This window comes from Enterobacter sp. WPR_3_1, assembly GCF_003635055.1.
GTDB lineage: Bacteria > Pseudomonadota > Gammaproteobacteria > Enterobacterales > Enterobacteriaceae > Enterobacter > Enterobacter ludwigii.
Genome location: NZ_RBXU01000009.1, coordinates 49,471 through 66,907, shown reverse-complemented (window position 1 = coordinate 66,907; position 17,437 = coordinate 49,471). Strand labels below are relative to the sequence as shown.

Annotated in this window: 17 protein-coding genes; 10 read left to right on the top strand and 7 right to left on the bottom strand. The window is 56.9% G+C overall.

All coding sequences use genetic code 11. The features are described 5' to 3' along the window. The gene (locus tag BJ887_RS08625) at window positions 1-1,380 is read left to right on the top strand and encodes an amidohydrolase family protein (protein ID WP_020883877.1); all 1,380 of its coding nucleotides are present in this window, start codon (window positions 1-3) and stop codon (window positions 1,378-1,380) included. An 18-nt stretch (window positions 1,381-1,398) separates the two neighbouring features. On the opposite strand, the gene BJ887_RS08620 is transcribed toward BJ887_RS08625, so the two are convergent. Further along, a complete protein-coding gene (locus tag BJ887_RS08620; RefSeq protein WP_020883878.1) occupies window positions 1,399-2,319 on the bottom strand; it encodes a LysR substrate-binding domain-containing protein in 921 nt (306 codons plus the stop codon). A gap of 281 nt (window positions 2,320-2,600) precedes the next feature. Between BJ887_RS08620 and BJ887_RS08615 the strand changes: the two genes are divergently transcribed. The 5 genes from BJ887_RS08615 to BJ887_RS08595 all read left to right on the top strand — a co-directional run bounded on the left by BJ887_RS08615 (window position 2,601) and on the right by BJ887_RS08595 (window position 7,382). Further along, complete coding sequence (locus BJ887_RS08615) at window positions 2,601-3,932, top strand: MFS transporter (RefSeq protein ID WP_121339765.1); 1,332 nt, start codon at window positions 2,601-2,603, stop codon at window positions 3,930-3,932. A gap of 36 nt (window positions 3,933-3,968) precedes the next feature. Then, window positions 3,969-4,718: a glucose 1-dehydrogenase gene (locus tag BJ887_RS08610; protein ID WP_121339764.1), complete on the top strand. Its 750-nt coding sequence runs from the start codon at window positions 3,969-3,971 to the stop codon at window positions 4,716-4,718. Window positions 4,719-4,730: 12 nt separating this feature from the next. After that, window positions 4,731-5,576 (top strand): transketolase, encoded by an 846-nt coding sequence (locus BJ887_RS08605; RefSeq protein ID WP_020883879.1) that lies wholly within the window; start codon window positions 4,731-4,733, stop codon window positions 5,574-5,576. After that, on the top strand, window positions 5,576-6,574 hold the full coding sequence (locus BJ887_RS08600; protein WP_014171295.1) for a transketolase family protein: 999 nt from the start codon (window positions 5,576-5,578) through the stop codon (window positions 6,572-6,574). Before BJ887_RS08605 ends, BJ887_RS08600 begins: the two co-directional genes overlap by 1 nt. A 73-nt stretch (window positions 6,575-6,647) precedes the next feature. Then, on the top strand, window positions 6,648-7,382 hold the full coding sequence (locus tag BJ887_RS08595) for a class I SAM-dependent methyltransferase (RefSeq protein ID WP_044859259.1): 735 nt from the start codon (window positions 6,648-6,650) through the stop codon (window positions 7,380-7,382). Here BJ887_RS08595 and BJ887_RS08590 read toward each other — a convergent pair. After that, window positions 7,376-7,978 carry a short chain dehydrogenase gene (locus tag BJ887_RS08590; RefSeq protein WP_025203409.1) on the bottom strand — a complete coding sequence of 201 codons (603 nt, stop codon included), beginning with the start codon at window positions 7,976-7,978 and terminating at the stop codon, window positions 7,376-7,378. The two genes, BJ887_RS08595 and BJ887_RS08590, sit on opposite strands and share 7 nt — an antisense overlap. Window positions 7,979-8,075: 97 nt before the next feature. Here BJ887_RS08590 and BJ887_RS08585 point away from each other — a divergent pair, with 97 nt between their 5' ends. The 3 genes from BJ887_RS08585 (at window position 8,076) to BJ887_RS08575 (ending at window position 10,836) form a co-directional block, all read left to right on the top strand. Then, entirely contained in the window at window positions 8,076-8,984 is a 909-nt protein-coding gene (locus BJ887_RS08585) for a LysR family transcriptional regulator (protein ID WP_121339763.1), read from the top strand. Between the two features lie 66 nt (window positions 8,985-9,050). Beyond that, window positions 9,051-10,232 carry a PLP-dependent aminotransferase family protein gene (locus BJ887_RS08580; protein ID WP_121339762.1) on the top strand — a complete coding sequence of 394 codons (1,182 nt, stop codon included), beginning with the start codon at window positions 9,051-9,053 and terminating at the stop codon, window positions 10,230-10,232. Between the two features lie 85 nt (window positions 10,233-10,317). Further along, window positions 10,318-10,836: a DUF6622 family protein gene (locus BJ887_RS08575; protein WP_229216834.1), complete on the top strand. Its 519-nt coding sequence runs from the start codon at window positions 10,318-10,320 to the stop codon at window positions 10,834-10,836. Window positions 10,837-10,838: 2 nt separating this feature from the next. On the opposite strand, the gene BJ887_RS08570 is transcribed toward BJ887_RS08575, so the two are convergent. Continuing rightward, on the bottom strand, window positions 10,839-11,258 hold the full coding sequence (locus BJ887_RS08570) for a hypothetical protein (protein ID WP_047956002.1): 420 nt from the start codon (window positions 11,256-11,258) through the stop codon (window positions 10,839-10,841). 69 nt (window positions 11,259-11,327) lie between these two features. Between BJ887_RS08570 and BJ887_RS08565 the strand changes: the two genes are divergently transcribed. Further along, on the top strand, window positions 11,328-12,086 hold the full coding sequence (locus BJ887_RS08565) for a helix-turn-helix domain-containing protein (RefSeq protein WP_229216833.1): 759 nt from the start codon (window positions 11,328-11,330) through the stop codon (window positions 12,084-12,086). Here BJ887_RS08565 and nudI read toward each other — a convergent pair. The 4 genes from nudI to BJ887_RS08545 all read right to left on the bottom strand — a co-directional run bounded on the left by nudI (window position 12,058) and on the right by BJ887_RS08545 (window position 17,430). Continuing rightward, a complete protein-coding gene (gene nudI / locus BJ887_RS08560; RefSeq protein ID WP_044868767.1) occupies window positions 12,058-12,483 on the bottom strand; it encodes a nucleoside triphosphatase NudI in 426 nt (141 codons plus the stop codon). The genes BJ887_RS08565 and nudI overlap by 29 nt on opposite strands. Window positions 12,484-12,654: 171 nt before the next feature. After that, the gene (locus tag BJ887_RS08555) at window positions 12,655-13,824 is read right to left on the bottom strand and encodes an HlyD family efflux transporter periplasmic adaptor subunit (protein ID WP_121339894.1); all 1,170 of its coding nucleotides are present in this window, start codon (window positions 13,822-13,824) and stop codon (window positions 12,655-12,657) included. Between the two features lie 10 nt (window positions 13,825-13,834). After that, window positions 13,835-16,030, bottom strand: coding sequence for a type I secretion system permease/ATPase (locus BJ887_RS08550; protein WP_121339760.1), 2,196 nt, complete (start codon window positions 16,028-16,030; stop codon window positions 13,835-13,837). Next, the gene (locus BJ887_RS08545) at window positions 16,027-17,430 is read right to left on the bottom strand and encodes a TolC family outer membrane protein (RefSeq protein WP_014171284.1); all 1,404 of its coding nucleotides are present in this window, start codon (window positions 17,428-17,430) and stop codon (window positions 16,027-16,029) included. Before BJ887_RS08545 ends, BJ887_RS08550 begins: the two co-directional genes overlap by 4 nt. Window positions 17,431-17,437: the final 7 nt, after the last annotated feature.

The window sequence follows — 17,437 nt, the reverse complement described above, 5'->3', positions numbered from 1 at the left end:
ATGAGTGAGAATAAAAGCCGACGCGAGTTTATTAGCCAGAGCGGCAAAATGGTTACCGCCTGCGCCCTGTTTGGCACCACCGGCTCCGTCGCGTATGCTGCAGAGACCGCGAAACCACGTTGTGAGACAGGCAAACCGATGAACATTACCGCCAGACACTACTACCTGGATAACGTGCTGCTGGAGGCCGGGTTCAACGTTGACGGCGGCGTGGCGACAAGCACCCGCACCGAACTGAAAACACTCGAAATTAATGACGGCAAAATTGTCGCCCTGCGTGATAACAAAAGCCATGGCGATGCCACACTGCCACACTATGATGCAGGCAGTAAGCTGATGCTGCCGGCAATGCGCGACATGCATATCCACCTGGATAAAACCTTTTACGGTGGTCCCTGGCATTCCCTTAACCGCCCGGCGGGCACGACCATTCAGGACATGATCCGTCTTGAGCAAAAATTGCTGCCAGAGTTACAGCCCTACACGCAGGAGCGTGCGGAAAAGCTTATCGATCTGATCCAGTCGAAAGGCTCCACCCTCGCCCGCAGCCACTGCAATATTGAGCCGACATCTGGCCTGAAGAATCTGGAAAATCTCCAGGCCGTCTTAGCGCGCCGCAAGCCGGGGTTTGACTGTGAAATTGTCGCCTTCCCGCAGCACGGCTTGCTGTTGTCGCACTCCGAAACGCTGATGCGCGAGGCCATGCAGGCTGGCGCACACTACGTGGGCGGTCTGGATCCGACTAACGTGGACGGTGCGATGGAAAAATCCCTCGACACGATGTTCCAGATTGCGCTGGATTATGACAAAGGGGTGGACATCCACCTGCATGAAACCAGCCCGGCAGGCGTCGCGGCGGTGAACTACATGGTAGAGACCGTGGAGAAAACGCCCGCACTGAAGGGGAAACTGACCATCAGCCATGCCTTCGCGCTGGCCACGCTCAACGAGCAGCAGGTCGATGAAATCGCCACCCGCATGGCGGCGCAGCAGGTGACCATTGCCTCTACGGTGCCGATTGGCACCCTGCATATGCCGTTGAAGCAACTCCGTGACAAGGGGGTGTTCGTCATGACCGGCACCGACAGCGTCATTGACCACTGGTCGCCGTATGGACTGGGCGATATGCTGGAAAAAGCCAATCTTTACGCCCAGCTCTATATTCGCCCGAATGAACAGACGCTCTCCCGCGCGCTGGGTATCGCCACCGGTGATGTGCTGCCGTTGAACGACAAAGGCGAGCGCGTGTGGCCAAAAGCGCAGGACGATGCCAGCTTTGTGCTGGTGGACGCTTCCTGTTCCGCCGAGGCCGTGGCGCGGATTTCACCGCGCACCGCGACCTTCCATAAGGGCCATCTTGTGTGGGGCACCGTCTCCTGACGCCACGTCGGGGTATTGCTACAGGTGATACCCCGACAGACGCAGCTCGCGATCAATCCACTCAACAAACTGCTGGATCTTCCAGGTGCGCTCGTTCATGTGCGGCATCACCAGATGATGCGCATTAATGGCGATCCCCGTTTCATCTGGTAGCACCTGCACCAGGGAGCCATCGTTCAGGTGATCGGTGGCCATCATCTTGCTTTCCAGAATAAATCCCAGCCCCATACGCGCGGCTTCAAAGCTCATGTAGGAACGATCAAAACTCAGGCTGAAGTTGAGCCAGGGGCGGTCGATATTGTGCCAGGCAAACCATTTTTCCCAGTTGACGAGGGTGCTGGTCGACGAGATAAGCGCCTGTGAAAGCAGGTCCTGCGGCGTGTTGACGGGATGTGCACGCAGATATGCCGGTGACGCCAGCACCACCAGCGCATCGTTTTTAATGGTCATGACCCTGTAAGCGTCCCAGTCCGGGATGCCGTGGCGAATATCAATATCGATGTTATCGCGTGCAAACTGCAGGTTCTCATAGGAGCAGGAAAGATTGACCGTAATATCCGGGTATTCACTGCGAAATTTGCCGAGCCGGCGCAATAACCACGTCAGGCCAAACGTTGGTGAAGAGTGAACGCGCAATACCGGATTATCGGCCTCTTTCATCACCTGTTCAGTTGCACGGCCGATGGCGCTCATCGCTGCGGAGACGTCGCGCAGATATTTTTCCCCCGTCGGGGTCAGGGTCACGCCTTTGCCGCTGCGGATAAATAACTTCTTCCCCATCCAGGATTCCAGCGAGGCGATCTGATGACTGACGGCTGACGCGGTGACGTTAAGCTGTTCGGCCGCCAGATGGATACTGAGAGAGTTGGCCACGGCGATAAAGGACTGAATATTTCGCAGCGAGGGTATGGGGAGGGTCTGGCGATCCTGCGCGGGCATGGCCCACTCCTTTCAAACGAGACAATTTTAAAAAACATAACACTGCGGCATCGCGTCAGCAATTTTTACCCGGCTGAATGGATTAAACATGATCCTGTTCACAGTGTTTTATCGATGAATATCGATGAGGATTACATTTTATTTTTATGACCTGTATCGCGTATCAAATTTATCTCAGTAATAAATGAGTTTTATTGAATGGTGTTTCGTTCGATAGCCGATATATTGACGTTGAACGCATAAATAAAACGACTCACGTTGTTCGAATAATGAGGTAAAACATGTCTCGTATAGAACAAGTTGCCCCCTACATAGCGACAAAGAAAACCAATTACCGTTTCGTTGTACTGGCATTAATTTTTATTGTGTATGCCATTAACTATGCCGACCGAACAAATATTGGTGCTGTACTTCCTTTTATCATCGACGAGTTTCATATCAATAATTTCGAAGCCGGTGCGATCGCCAGTATGTTCTTTTTGGGATACGCCCTGAGCCAAATACCGGCGGGCTTTTTTATCGCCAAAAAGGGCATTCGCGGGATGGTGGCGCTGTCGATATTTGGTTTCTCGGCGTTTACCTGGTTGATGGGGACAGCGACCTCAGTGCTGGGCCTGAAGTTTATCCGCCTCGGGCTGGGGTTAACCGAGGGGCCATGTCCGGTGGGGTTGGCATCAACGATCAATAACTGGTTTCCACCAAAAGAGAAGGCCACGGCGACCGGCGTCTATATTGCTGCCACCATGTTTGCCCCCATTCTGGTGCCGCCGCTGGCAGTGTGGATTGCCATGACATGGGGCTGGCGCTGGGTCTTTTTCTCTTTTGCTATTCCGGGACTGGTCATTGCTGTCCTGTGGTATTTACTGGTACGTACCCGGCCTTCCGAGAGCCCTTTCGTGTCAAAGGCCGAACTGGAGACCATCACCGCAGGTCAGGCGACACCGGATGCCAGACGGGAAAATATCGTGATTTCCCCCGGCTTCTCCCGCCTTGACCGTCTGATCCGCGTACGGGAACTGTCGCCCATCAGCACGGTAAAAGGTCTGTTCACATCGAAAAATATTCTCGGTGACTGTGTGGCCTACTTCATGATGGTCAGCGTGCTGTATGGCCTGCTGACCTGGATACCGCTTTATCTGGTGAAAGAAAAAGGCTTTACGTTCATGAGTATGGGCCTCGTCGCGAGTATGCCGTGTATCGGCGGTTTTATCGGCGCGATTTTTGGCGGCTATGTCTCCGATAAATGGCTCGGGCGCAGGCGTAAACCGACCATGATGTTTACAGCCATCAGCACCGTACTGATGATGGTCATCATGCTGAATATCCCGCAAAGCACCGTTGCGGTTTGTGTCGGCCTCTTTTTTGTTGGTCTCTGTCTGAATATAGGCTGGCCCGCCTTCACCGCTTATGGAATGGCCGTTGCGGACAGCAAAACGTATCCCATCGCCGCATCAATTATTAATAGCGGCGGTAATCTCGGCGGATTTGTTTCGCCGATGCTGGCAGGTTATCTGCTGGATAAAACTGGAAGCTTTAATTCTGTCTTTATTTATTTCGGTATTTGCGCAGCAATTGGATTAGTCATGATTATCTTGCTGGAAGAACCGAAATAATAAATAAAACCTCTCTTACAATACTGGAGTAAATATATGCTTCTGAAAGATAAAGTCGCCGTGATTACCGGCGCGGCCTCTGTGCGCGGTTTGGGTTTCGCCACGGCAAAATTATATGCCGAGCAGGGCGCGAAAGTGGTCATTATTGATTTAGATGCCGAGGCCAGCCAGCGTGCGGCTGCATCTCTGGGTGAAGGGCATCTGGGGCTTGCGGCAAACGTCAGCAACGAGTTGCAGGTGAACGCAGCCATTGAGCAGGTTCTGGGTAAATATGGGCGCATCGACATTCTGGTGAATAACGCCGGGATAACCCAGCCGCTCAAACTGATGGATATTAAGCGCGACAATTACGATGCCGTACTGGATGTCAGCCTGCGCGGTACGCTGCTGATGTCCCAGGCGGTGATTCCCACTCTGCGCGCGCAGAAGTCCGGCAGCATTGTCTGTATCTCTTCAGTTTCGGCACAGCGCGGCGGCGGTATTTTTGGCGGCCCGCACTACAGCGCTGCAAAAGCCGGCGTGCTGGGGCTGGCCAAAGCCATGGCCCGTGAGCTTGGGCCGGATAATGTGCGCGTGAACTGCATCACCCCGGGGCTTATCCAGACGGACATCACTGCTGGCAAGCTGAGCGATGAGATGAAAACCGCCATTCTGGCGGGTATTCCGCTCAACCGTCTTGGTGATGCAGAGGATGTTGCCCGTGCCGCGCTGTTCCTGGGGAGCGATCTCTCTTCTTATTCCACCGGTATCACGCTCGACGTGAACGGCGGCATGCTGATCCATTAAGGGGAGACGAGAATGACGAATACGACAGTTCAACAGGTTGCCGCGGCCGCGTGGCGCATTCGCCGCTACGCGCTGCGAATGGGCGAAGTACAAGGCCAGGGCTATATCGGTCAGGCGCTGGGCTATGCCGACGTGCTGGCAACTGCGTTTGCGCACGGTATGACCTTCAGGGCTCAGGAGCCGGAGTGGGAAGGCCGCGACCGCTTCCTGCTCTCCCACGGACATTACGCCATTGCGTATTATGCGGCGCTGATCGAGGCGGGGATCGTTCCTGAAGAGGAACTTGAAACCTACGGCTCGGATGACAGCCGCCTGCCGATGTCCGGCATGGCAACGTATACACCCGGCATGGAGATCTCCGGCGGTTCTCTGGGGCAGGGACTCAGCATTGGTGTGGGAATGGCGCTGGGGCTGAAGCACAAACAGAGCACGGCGTGGGTAATTAACTCCATGTCTGACGGTGAGCTGGACGAAGGTTCAACCTGGGAAGCCGCCATGTCAGCCGCGCATCATGGGCTCTCGAACCTGATTGTGCTGGTGGACATTAACCGGCAACAGGCGGACGGTAATTCACATAACATCCTCGGTTTTGAGCCGCTGGAAGATAAGTGGACCTCCTTTGGCTGGTATGTACAACGCGTTAACGGTAACGATATCCCCGCGCTGGTGTCGGCGTTTGATAATGCCAGACGCTATCCCGAACAACAGCCGCGCGTCATCTTGTGCGACACGCTGATGGGCAAGGGCGTACCTTTCCTCGAGCAGCGTGACAAGAACCATTTTATTCGCGTGGATGCCGATGAGTGGCAACAGGCGCTCGCCGTGCTCGATGCAAATAAACCAGAAGGAGTCCTGTAATGAGCCAGCCCGTCGAAAATAAACCGCGTTTAACCACCTCCGCCATGATTGCCTCGATTGCAGAGGAAGGGCAGGAAACCCGGGCCGCGCCGTTTGGCCACGCGCTGGTGAAACTGGCGGCTCAGCGTCAGAACATTGTCGGCATGACGGCAGATTTGTCGAAATATACCGACCTGCATATCTTTGCCCAGGCATACCCTGACCGTTTCTTCCAGATGGGAATGGCGGAACAGCTGTTAATGGGGGCGGCAGGTGGGATGGCCAAAGAGGGCTTTATTCCCTTTGCCACCACCTATGCCGTGTTCGCCACCCGCCGTGCCTACGATTTTATTCATCAGGTCATTGCTGAGGAACACCTCAACGTCAAGATTTGCGCCGCGCTGCCGGGGTTGACCACCGGCTACGGGCCAAGCCATCAGGCAACGGAAGATATTGCGATCATGCGCGGCATTCCGGGCATGACCATTATCGATCCTTGCGATGCGATTGACACCGAACAGGCGGTGCCTGCCATTGCCAGCCACGAAGGGCCGGTTTATATGCGTTTGTTACGCGGTAAGGTTCCGGTGGTGCTGGATCAGTACAATTACCGGTTTGAAATAGGCAAAGCCGCGCTGCTGGAAGAGGGCAGTGATGTGCTGATTATCGCCTCAGGGCTGATGACCATGCGCGCACTGGAGGCGGCAAAGCAGTTGCGCAAGGATAATGTCAGCGTGGCGGTACTTCACTCACCCACGATTAAGCCCCTGGATGAAGCGACCATTCTGGCGCAAGCCGCGAAACCCGGACGTCTGGTTATTGTGGCTGAAAACCACAGTAGCGTTGGCGGGCTTTGTGAAGCCGTGGCGTCGCTGTTGATGCGCCATCGCGTTAACGTCGACTTTGACACCGTTGCGTTGCCGGATGCTTTCCTTGATGCGGGTGCGCTACCGACCCTTCACGCGCGTTACGGGATTTCGACTGCCGCCATGGTGGAGAAGATCCGGCGCAGGCTCTGATTTTCAGACGGGTATGTTGTCAACGGGCGAGGGGTGTTTTACCCTCGCCTCTGTTGCGATAAAGGAGTCCGTCATGGCACAAAACATCTACGACAACCCGGCGTTTTTTGAAGGCTATGCCCGGCTACCGCGTTCGGTGCAGGGTCTGGACGGCGCACCGGAATGGCCTGCGCTGAAAAGCATGCTGCCACCGTTATCCGGCAAGTCAGTTATCGATCTTGGCTGCGGTTACGGCTGGTTCTGTCGCGCTGCACGCGCGCTGGGGGCGGCAGAAGTGACCGGCGTTGATCTCTCCGAAAAGATGCTCGCCCGGGCGGCTGAACTGACGGATGACGCGAAAATTCACTATCAGCGCAGCGATCTGGCATCTCTGGCGTTACCTGAGCACAGCGTTGATTTGATCTACAGTTCACTGGCGCTGCACTACCTGCCGGCGCTGGAGACCCTGTTTGAGAAAATCCGGCGGGCGCTTAAACCCGGCGGCAGCTTCGTCTTTTCAATGGAACATCCGATTTATACCTGCGCCACACGTCAGGGCTGGCTGACCGACGACAACGGCGAGCGTTTCTGGGGCGTTAATCGCTATCAGGATGAGGGCGAGCGCGTCAGCAACTGGCTGGCAGACGGGGTGATCAAATACCACCGTACGCTCGGTACCACGCTCAATGCGCTTATTAAGGCGGGGCTGACAATAACGGAAGTGAACGAATGGGGACCAACGCAGGCACAAATTGATGCCTGGCCCGCGCTGGCCGAAGAGGCGGAACGTCCGATGCTGGTCCTGATTTCTGCCGCTAAGGCTCAGTAACCCACTTTATACACCCGTCCATTCTGCACTCCTTCCACGCTGCGACGATAGGCCTGCGCCACCGTTGCGGCGGGAACACTTTCAAAGCCCGGGAAGAAGCCTTCGTACGCTTCCGCTGATTCGGTAAGCACCGTCGGGCTAATCAGGTTGATGCGGATCCCGCGCGGGAGTTCACAGGCCGCGGCGCGGACAAACCCTTCCAGGGCGGCGTTCACCGTGGTGGCATTCACCCCCTGAGCGATAGGCTCATGCGCCACGATCCCGCTTATCAGGGTGATGGAGCCGCCTTCGTTGAGATAATGCTGGCCGGTCAACGCCAGACGAACCTGTCCCAGCAGCTTATCCTGCAAGCCCTGGTTGAAATCGCTGTCTTTCATGGTCGCGAGCGGGCCGAAGTGCAGGCCGCCACTGGCAGAGACAATCGCATCCACCGCACCGATGTTTTCAAACAATGCCTGCACGCTGGCCTGAGAGGTGATATCCACCTGGTAGTCGCCCTGCGTGCGACCCACGCGGATCACGTCGTGGCGACGGCTCAGCTCTTCTGTTACCGCACGACCGACCGTACCGCTGGCACCAATAATCACGATTTTCATAGCTGACTCCTTAGGTTGTGAGCCTTCATTCTTTAATAAATCAAAACTCAGATAAACTGGGCTAAAGTTAGAGGATTGCTAACCAGGGGTTTGGAATATGGATAAGCTTCGCAGCATGGAGACCTTCATTGCTGTCGTTGAGAGCGGCAGTTTTACCGGCGCGGCAGGCCGCTTGGAGATGTCGGCGGTGATGGTGGGGAAGTACATTGCGTTGCTGGAGTCTCAGCTCGGCACCCGGCTGCTGGAGCGAAACACGCGGCGTCAAAGTCTGACGGACGCCGGGCGGGTCTATTTCGACGAGGCGAAGCGGGTGCTGGAGCAGGTCTCTATCGCCGAAAGCGCGGTTGAGCGACTGCGTGCCGCCCCAGCCGGGACTTTGCGGGTCACGGCGCCCACCTCGTTTGGCGGTTGTGTGATAGCCCCCCTCACCGCGACCTTTTTGCAGCGCTACCCGGACGTGCGCGTGGAGCTGGATCTGACCAACCGGATGGTGGATCTGGTGGATGAAGGGGTCGATCTGGCCATTCGCATCGGTGATATTCATAACGACGATCTGGTGGCGAAATACCTCTGCCCGTACCGAATGGTGATCTGCGCGGCCCCGGCGTATCTGGCGCGTTACGGCACGCCGCGAACGCCTGCCGATCTGGTGGATCATCTCTGCCTGTCACACACGGTGTGGACCGCGCGTAACGAATGGCGGCTGCCGGGGGTTGAAGGTGAGATGCGCTGGAAGCGCGATGCCATTCTGCGCTGCAACGATGGCTATGGGCTACGGATGGCGGCGAGAGCGGGGGCGGGATTATTACTGCAACCCGAAGTGCTGGTGGCAGAAGAGCTGGCGAGCGGCAGGCTGGTGCAGGTGCTGGAGAACTACACGCCTGCGCCACGACCGGTACATTTGCTGTGGCGCCAGGATTTACGTCCGCTACCCAAGCTCACGCAATTTGTCGCGCATATTCTGCAGGACGCGGAATATTTCGGCCATGCCGTTGAAGAAAAGTAATTATCAAAGCCGCAGACTTATGCTACTAAGATTAGGCACATTATAAAAAAAGAAGGTAAGCAAAGAATGTCTGTGAATAAACTCGCCAGCAGCGCACAGGGCCTGCAATCATCTGCCATCCGTGAATTATTAAAACATAGCAAAATGGCCGGGGTGATTTCGCTGGGTGGCGGTATTCCTAACCCTGCACTGTTCGATCATGAAGGCCTGAAAATTGCCGCTGATGCCGTATTATCACAGCATTTTGGTGAAGCTTTTCAGTACGGTCTGACCGAAGGCATCCCGGGGCTACGTGAAGAAATTAAGCTCATCTGTGAAGGCCGTGGGATCTCCTGCAAGGCCGATGACGTGGTCATTACGTCCGGTTCGCAACAATCTCTCGACGTGCTGGCGCGGGCGTTAATTAACCCGGGCGATACCGTCGTCGTCGAACGTCCAACGTATCTCGCGGCACTGCAGGTATTTGGTCTGGCACAGGCCAAATTTGAATCCGTGGGCACCGATGGCGACGGAATGAAAGTGGATGAACTTGAAGCACTGGTGGCGAATAAAACCATCAAGGCGGTTTATATTGTTCCGACATTTGGTAACCCGGGTGGGGTAACGCTTTCTGAGGTGCGTCGTAAACAGCTGGTGGAATTATCGAAGCGCTATGACTTCGTTATTATCGAAGACGATCCGTACAGTGAAATTAATTATACCGATGAAGTGTTCCGCCCGTTAATTGCCCATGCCAAAGATATCGGCAATGAAGAGAACGTCGTCTATACCTCGACCTTCTCCAAAATCCTCGCCCCGGGCACTCGTGTGGGCTGGGTGCTGGTACCGGAGTGGCTGAAACGCGCGGTGGTTAATCTCAAGCAAACCACCGATCTGCACACCAGCACGCTGTCACAGCTGATGACCTACGAGTACCTGAAAACCGGTCGTCTGGCCGATCAGATTAAAATGATCCGTGAAGCATACCGCCAGAAATACCAGACCTTTGCAAATGAACTGGAGGCGGAACTGGGTGATGTCATGTCGTTCCATAAGCCGAAGGGTGGAATGTTCCTGTGGGCCAAAATGAACAATGGCATCAACACCACGCGCTGGCTGGAAAAAACGTTAAGCACCGGCGTGGTTTTTGTGCCGGGTGAGTTCTTCTATTGCAATGAGCCAGACCATACGACGCTGCGCATGTCGTTTGTCACGCCAACCGATGAAGAGCTGAAAGAGGCGGTTCGTCGCCTGAAAAAATCGCTGTAACAGACCTGCGCATAATGGCCCCTGTGCTGTTATGCGCATTACTTGTGCAGTGCGGCCAGCGCCGCAAGCGTTCATGGTGAATCCCATGTTTGAATTTCTGATCGGTATCCTCACGCACACCCCCGTCTGGGTGTGGGTTCTGTTTATCTTTCTTATCTCACGCGGCCTCAATGCCCGTAAGCCTGCCACCGTTACGCTGGAAAGGCTGGCCATCATTCCTGCCATCTTTCTTATCTGGGATATCTACGATCTGGTGGTCTATCGCGATCTTACTCTCGCGACGGTGGCCCTTTGGGTTGCGGGGATTGTGGCGGGCGCGGCGCTGGGGTATGTGCTGATTAAGCAGACGGTCATCACCCGCACCGACGCGCCGCGCACCCTTTATCGCCAGCCTGACTACACGGCACTGCCGTTTATGATGCTGGCATTTGGGGTGAAATACGTGCAGGGGGTGATGAACGCCCTCTCTCCCCAGGCGTTGCAACAGCCCGCCATGAGCGCGCTGGCGATAGTCTCCGGCGGGGTATTTGCCGGGGTGTTTATCGGGAAGTTTACGCGCTATGTAGGGGTATATCTCAGCAGCGCACCGCAACCGGCTGAGTAACGTTAGCCCGTTGCATGGGCCAGCGCGCGAGCAGAAGCTTCACCGTTAGCAACTCGCGTGACTTCGTGGATCCGGCAGATTTTTCCTGCGCACAGCGTGGCAAACATATAAACCTCTATTTCAGCCTGATGGCCTTCGGGATACGTGACGGTCACGATATGCCGGTCAGCCAGCAGTGTGTCATGACACCCTATCTGTTCCACGCGGAAGGCGATATCGCGGATCTGCGAACGCACGTGCTCCAGGTGCTGAATAAAGCCAGAATAATCAAGAGAGTGACCGTCCGTGATCTGCTGATACGCTGGCGAAAAAACGTCTTTCGGATCAATCTCACCTTTAAACAGGCCGGTCAGCAAACGGGACATTTCCTCACGCAAAATAGCATTGTCAGACTGGGTAATCAGGCGGGTGATGATGTTCATGGTGACTCCTCGTTGCGTTGAGCCGCCATTATCCTTGACAGACAGAGACGTAGTTTCTGTAATAAGCCAATGAATAACGATTTTCGGCCAAATAACGTGGTCAGCTTCGAGACACTTTTGCATCCAGGTGGATACCATACGCCGTGGCACAGCCATCAGGCCGGTCAGCTCTGGCGGGTTACGACGGGCCTGCTGGTTGTCGAAACAGCGTCTGGGCGTTCGGTTGTACCGGCGCAACATATCGGCTGGATCCCGCCTGGTCAGGAGCATGCTGCCTTTTCCGGAAGTGCGATTGACGGTCATGCGATCTATCTGGATCCCGCATGGTGTGAAGCGCTGCCCGGTGAAACGACGCTTTTCGAACCCGACGAGCTCACCAGCGCGTTGTTTTCACGCTTAAACGCTGAAGGAAGCGGGTACGATACGCGAAAGCTCACCCTGCTGCTGGATGAACTGGCGCGGGGCCGTCAGGTGCGCTATCTGCTGCCCATGCCAGCCGATCCCCGATTAAAGAAGGTAGCCAGCCATCTGATGCTACGTGTGGACGACAACCAGACGGTTGAGCACTATGCCTCCCTTGCGGGAATGAGCGTGCGGACATTCCACCGTCGGTTTAGCGCGGAAACGGGAATGAACGTTGTTAACTGGCGGCAACTTGCCCGCGTAATGCGGGCAATGGAGTGGCTGGCAGCAGGTAAACCGGTTGGCTGGATCGCGCTGTCGTGCGGCTACAACAGTATCAGCGCGTTTATTGAGGTTTTCAGGGCCTTTACCGGCAAAACGCCCGGGCAGTGGGCGCTTAAAGAAGCCCCTTCTGTGCGAAGGTAATGCGCGTGGCTTCGTTCAGATCCAGTGCTTTAAGTGCTTCAGGGCGGACCCAGGCAACCTCCTGAAACTCGTCGTTAAACGTTACCTGCCGATTTGCGCTGATGCAGTCGAAAATCAGGTAAATCATATAAATCTCTTCCGTGGTGCCATCGGCATAGGTTTTCACCCGAATGTCGTCGCGAAACGCCCAGGGTTTGACCTCCGTGATCTCCAGCGCGTCGCCCAGCTCTTCGCGAATTTCACGGCGCAGCGCCTGCTCCATGGTTTCTCCCGGCTCCATCCCGCCGCCCGATAATGCCCACTGGCCGGGAAATACGCCGCGGTCATCGGCCATTTTGCACAGCAGATACGCCCCGTCGTTCTGAATGATGGGGCAGACAATAGTTCGTTGACGCATGGTTTCTTCCTGAAAAATGAGTTTGGGCTATTTTAACAGAAGGCGGAAAGGGAAAAGGTAAACGAGGTCAGACTTTCGCCGCTGGCTTAAGCGGTATTGTTGCGGGTTATGGATGCCATGACTCCGGCCCTCTTCCACGGGCAGAGGGCCGGACAAACAAACCGCCAGTGATTAGCGCTCTCGCAGCGCCTCTTTCGCCCGGTTGAACGGCTTGATCATGTAATCCAGCACCGTTTTCTCACCGGTTTTAATGTCCACCGTCGCAATCATCCCCGGCACGATTGAGAAGTGCCTGCCTGCTTTATTCACCAGGTAATCCTGGCTGGTGCGGATAAATACCCGGTAATAGAACACCTCCGGCTTGGCTTCGTCCTGAATAGTGTCCGGCGAAATGGTTTCAACCACGCCGTGCAGCCCGCCATAAATGGCGTAATCGTAGGCGGTGATTTTTACCAGCGCTTCCTGATTCGGATGGATAAAGGCGATATCGCGCGGGGAGAGGCGGGTTTCGATCAGCAGGTGATCGTCCACCGGTACAATCTCCATCAGCTCCCCGTTAGGCGGGATGACGCCACCGATGGTGGTGACTTTGATGTTTTTCACGATCCCGCGCACCGGAGATTTCACCGTTAAGCGGGTCACTGAATCCTCGCGGCCTTTGAGGATCGCCGAGACCATATCCACTTCAGCGTTGGCCTTGGATAACGCCTCGCGGGCCTGCACATAATACTGGGATCGCACGTCGGTGAGTTTCAGCTCCAGATCGCTTTTCTGCCGCTGCAGGCGCAGTACCTCCACGTGGCTGGCGGCGCCGGTTTTCACCAGACGCTGAGTGATCGCCAGCTCCTTATTCGCAAGATCCAATGCCGCACGCAGCTCCCGCTGGGTATCTTCCAGCTGCGCACGGCGTGAGTTATAGAGCCGGGTTTCGGCGGCGGTCAGATCGGTCCACTTCGCCAGCGAAGGGGGAAATTTCAGCGGCAGATCGTTTACCTCGGCGTACAGTCGCACGCTGGAGGCCAGCGAGGCACGGTAGCGCGCCGCGCTTTCACCAACGTTAGATTCTGAACGCGTGGGATCGAGCCGCGCCAGCACTTGTCCGGCCTGCACCTGGTCACCCTCATGGACGTTCAGCTCGGTAAGGATCCCCCCGTCGAGCGACTGTAAAACCTGCTCGCGCGAACTGGGGATCACTTTGCCCGTGCCGGTTGAGACTTCATCCAGCACGCCAAACCACGCCCAGACGCCAAGTACCACGAACATCAGTAAAGAGAAGATAACAATCCGCCGCGCACCGGTGTAGCTGCTTTCGGAGTCGAGCGCATTGTCCAGGTCGTCCATTGCGGCGACGTCACGCTGACTGATTTTCATTTTTCCACTCCCGTCCGGTTGCTGTCTGCTGCTGTTGCTGCATGCGGCTGTTGTTCAGCGCCTGCGCTTTCGGCGCGTCCATCACCAGCATTCCCTCTTTGAGCACCACGACCCGCTCCACCAGTTCCAGCACCGGCACGCGATGCGTGGCGACAATCAGGGTGCGGTTGCCAAGCCAGGCGCTCAGACGCTGGATAAATTCCCGCTCAGTGTGCTCATCGAGCGACGCAGTCGGTTCATCCATCAGCACAATATTGGGGTCGCGAAGCAGCATGCGCGCCAGCAGAATGGATTGCCGCTGGCCGCCGGATAACCCCACGCCGTTCTCCATAATCGGGTAGTCCAGACCCTTCGGCAGTTTCTGCACAAAGCCCGCAGCGCCGGTTAACTCCAGCACCTCGAAAATCTCCTCATCGGTGGCGCGCGGCATGCCGAGGGTGATGTTTTCGCGCAGGGTGCCGTAAAAGAGCCGGGCGTTCTGGGTCATAAAGCCGACGTTACGCCTGACATCGGCGACATCGAGGTGCGGCAGGCTGAAGTTATCGAGCCGCAATTCACCGCCGGCGAGATCCATTCCGCCCGCCATCGCCTGCAGCAGGGTCGATTTTCCGGCGCCGTTACGCCCGAGGATCGCCACTTTTTCACCTGGCTTAATCTCCAGACGGTTAATGCGCAGGGCCATGCGCGGATCTTCCGGGTGATAGCGGAACTGCGCCTGCTCGAAAAGATAGTGACCGCGCAGTACGTCCTGGCGGATCGGCGTCTCCTCACGCTGGTTTTCTGTGGGGAGCTGCATGATGCTGTCCAGTCCCTCTTTCGCCGCTTTGACCTGCTGCCAGCGCGCCAGCACGCCGCACAGGGTGGCCATCGGAGCGATCATGCGCGAGGCCAACATTGAGGCGGCGACCACCGAACCGGTCGTCAGCGTGCCGTCGATCACCATCGGCGCACCGACCACGATCACCCCGGCATAGACCAGGCTCTGAATCGTCATTCCCCAGCTGATCAGGTTCTGGGTCAGTTCACGGGTGCGCAGGCCAGATTCAGCGGTGATCTGGATGTAGCTGTTCCACTGCTGCAAAAAGCGGTTTTCCGCCTGCATCAGCTTTATGTCCTCCAGCCCCTGCACGCTCTCCACCAGCACGGCGTTGCGCAGGGTGGATTCGTGCGCCGACTGCTTCGCGAGCTCTGCCAGCTTTTTCTGCAGCAGCAGACCGGGCAGGACCATGATCACCGCGGCGACCGGTGCGATCCACGCCAGTTGGGGAGCGATGATCGCCAGCACCACCACGAACAGGAAAAAGAAGGGCAGATCGACAATTGTGGAGATGGTGGAGGAGGTGACCATCTCGCGGATCTGCTCCAGCTCGCGTAGCTGGGAGATAAAGCTGCCGGTCGAGCGAGGGATGGCGCTGTTGCGCAGCCGCAGGGCGTGACCGAAGACCCGATCCGATACGCGCAGATCGGAGCGTTTACCCAGCAGATCCATAATGTGCCCGCGTGCCACGCGCAGCACAAAGCCAAACAGGGTGGCGATCAGCACGCCGATGGTCAGGACATACAGCGTCGGGTAGGACTGCGCGGGGATCACCCGGTCATACACCTGCATGGAAAAGACAATCCCCGACAGGGACAGGACGTTAATGAACAGCGCGGCGAGCATCACCCAGCTGTAGGGGCGTAAGTCGCGCATTACCAGCCGGTAAAGCCAGTCCGGACGGTATTTCGAAATATAGGCATCCACGCGGCTGTCTTTCAGCGCGGCCAGTGGACGCAGGGCAATGACGTGGCGGATGGCGGGCAGCATGGCGGTCATCGAAAGCCGGTTGGTGTAGGTCTGATCGTCGAAAAAGCTGACCTCCAGCGTATCGTCGCCATCGAAATGTTCGATCACGCCGATCCTGCCGTCGTTCATTGCCGCCACGATCGGCAGACGCCAGCTGTTGATCGCCTGCTGATCCGCCGTCAGCAGCTGAAATGACAGCCCTGCTTCGCGGGCCAGTTGAGTCAGTGCAGGCACCATCGGTTTGCCTTTTAGCCACGGCGCGCCCGCGAGCAGCGCACCGGGGGAGCAGGCGACGCGGTAGCGCGTGGCGACAAAACCAAAGGCCTGCGCCCACTGCGCCAGGGCCTCATCCGTCATGGTCTCACCTTGCGGGATATCGCGTTGCTTCATGGCTGGATCTCCACGGTCTGGATGGTGCGGTTATCAAGATCGAACGCGTGACGCAATTGCCCGGTGTTATAGAGGCAGTTGAGCTGCAACTGGTGCAACTGTCCGAGGGTCTGCTGCTGGGTAAAACGCGCCTGATAGACCTCCTGCTCGGCGTTAAGCACATCGAGCAGCGGGCGCGAACCCAGATCGAGATATTGCTGCTGATAGAGTTCACGGGTGCGGGCGCTGAGCGCCTCCTGACGGCCCTGAATCTGCAGTGTGCTCAGCAGGCTTAATACCTGGCTGCGCGACTCCAGCAGCTTCTGGCGTACCTCGAGGCGGGTACGCTGAATGGTGGACTGTGCGGCTTCTACCGCGTGGCCTGCGGCGTTACGCCGGGCGGTGAGGCCGCCACCCTGATAGAGCGGCATCTGCACTTTCACCCATGCGGAGTATTGGGTGCGATCCCGCGTTTCATTACCCGCATAGCGTTCGTTCAGGTAGTGGCGCACCTCCGGCTCCAGCGAGACGGTCGGTGTCATCTGGGCGTCGGCGTAGTCGAGATTGGCCTGGGCGACGTTAGCCTGCGCCCAGGCGGCTAATACTGCCGGGACCAGACGATCGTCCGGCTCGGCAATGTCGCAGCTGCGGGCCAGCTTTTGTGGAAAATCGTTGCTGATCGTGTTGAGGGTGTTCCAGCCAAGAAAGCTCATCAACGTGGCACGGGCGCTGTCGAGGCTGGCCTGGTACTGCATCAGCTGGGCGCGCGCGCCTTCGATACGTGCATCGGTCTGCACCACGTCAGAGAGTGAGGTGGCCCCTTCGTCATTACGCTGGCGGGTGAGGGTACCAATCGAAGAGAGCGCCTCAAGCTGCTCTTTGGCGGTGTCGACCATTTGCTGCCAGGTTTGTACCTGCACCATCGCGATGGCGGTATCGTGAGCGATGGTGTCGATGCTGACCAGCACGTTGGCCTGCTGCTGGGCGACGCCGGCACTTTCTGCACGCACCTGGCTTGCCACCTTGCCAAAGTCGTACAGCATTTGTGAGAGGGAGAGTACCAGCGACGGGGTAAAGCCATTATCGTCGCCGTCATGGGTATAACCGTTATCCATGCCGGCATTAATTTGCGGATAGTATTTCGATTTGGCGACGTCCACCTCTTCGCTTTGTTGGTAGAGTTTCCCCACGGCTTCACTGATGGCCGGGTGCCAGGTGACGGCGCGGTTGACGGCTTCGCCAAGCTGCAGCGTGCCGGGGGCAGCCTTGCCGACGACAGGTGCCACGCGGCCATTCAGAGAGGGGAGTTCCTGCGTTTCACGGAGTTGTCCGGTATTGATCATCGCCGCCGGCGTCGCGGAGAGGGCGGGCACAGATATCAGGCAGCACGAGAGCCACCAGTAAGGCATCTTCATTCCCATGTCTTAT

Coding starts and splice junctions, on each gene's coding strand:
- BJ887_RS08625 (WP_020883877.1), top strand. CDS start 1: ATGAGTGAGAATAAAAGCCGACGCGAGTTTATTAGCCAGAGCGGCAAA.
- BJ887_RS08620 (WP_020883878.1), bottom strand. CDS start 2,319: ATGCCCGCGCAGGATCGCCAGACCCTCCCCATACCCTCGCTGCGAAAT.
- BJ887_RS08615 (WP_121339765.1), top strand. CDS start 2,601: ATGTCTCGTATAGAACAAGTTGCCCCCTACATAGCGACAAAGAAAACC.
- BJ887_RS08610 (WP_121339764.1), top strand. CDS start 3,969: ATGCTTCTGAAAGATAAAGTCGCCGTGATTACCGGCGCGGCCTCTGTG.
- BJ887_RS08605 (WP_020883879.1), top strand. CDS start 4,731: ATGACGAATACGACAGTTCAACAGGTTGCCGCGGCCGCGTGGCGCATT.
- BJ887_RS08600 (WP_014171295.1), top strand. CDS start 5,576: ATGAGCCAGCCCGTCGAAAATAAACCGCGTTTAACCACCTCCGCCATG.
- BJ887_RS08595 (WP_044859259.1), top strand. CDS start 6,648: ATGGCACAAAACATCTACGACAACCCGGCGTTTTTTGAAGGCTATGCC.
- BJ887_RS08590 (WP_025203409.1), bottom strand. CDS start 7,978: ATGAAAATCGTGATTATTGGTGCCAGCGGTACGGTCGGTCGTGCGGTA.
- BJ887_RS08585 (WP_121339763.1), top strand. CDS start 8,076: ATGGATAAGCTTCGCAGCATGGAGACCTTCATTGCTGTCGTTGAGAGC.
- BJ887_RS08580 (WP_121339762.1), top strand. CDS start 9,051: ATGTCTGTGAATAAACTCGCCAGCAGCGCACAGGGCCTGCAATCATCT.
- BJ887_RS08575 (WP_229216834.1), top strand. CDS start 10,318: ATGTTTGAATTTCTGATCGGTATCCTCACGCACACCCCCGTCTGGGTG.
- BJ887_RS08570 (WP_047956002.1), bottom strand. CDS start 11,258: ATGAACATCATCACCCGCCTGATTACCCAGTCTGACAATGCTATTTTG.
- BJ887_RS08565 (WP_229216833.1), top strand. CDS start 11,328: ATGAATAACGATTTTCGGCCAAATAACGTGGTCAGCTTCGAGACACTT.
- nudI (WP_044868767.1), bottom strand. CDS start 12,483: ATGCGTCAACGAACTATTGTCTGCCCCATCATTCAGAACGACGGGGCG.
- BJ887_RS08555 (WP_121339894.1), bottom strand. CDS start 13,824: ATGGACGACCTGGACAATGCGCTCGACTCCGAAAGCAGCTACACCGGT.
- BJ887_RS08550 (WP_121339760.1), bottom strand. CDS start 16,030: ATGAAGCAACGCGATATCCCGCAAGGTGAGACCATGACGGATGAGGCC.
- BJ887_RS08545 (WP_014171284.1), bottom strand. CDS start 17,430: ATGGGAATGAAGATGCCTTACTGGTGGCTCTCGTGCTGCCTGATATCT.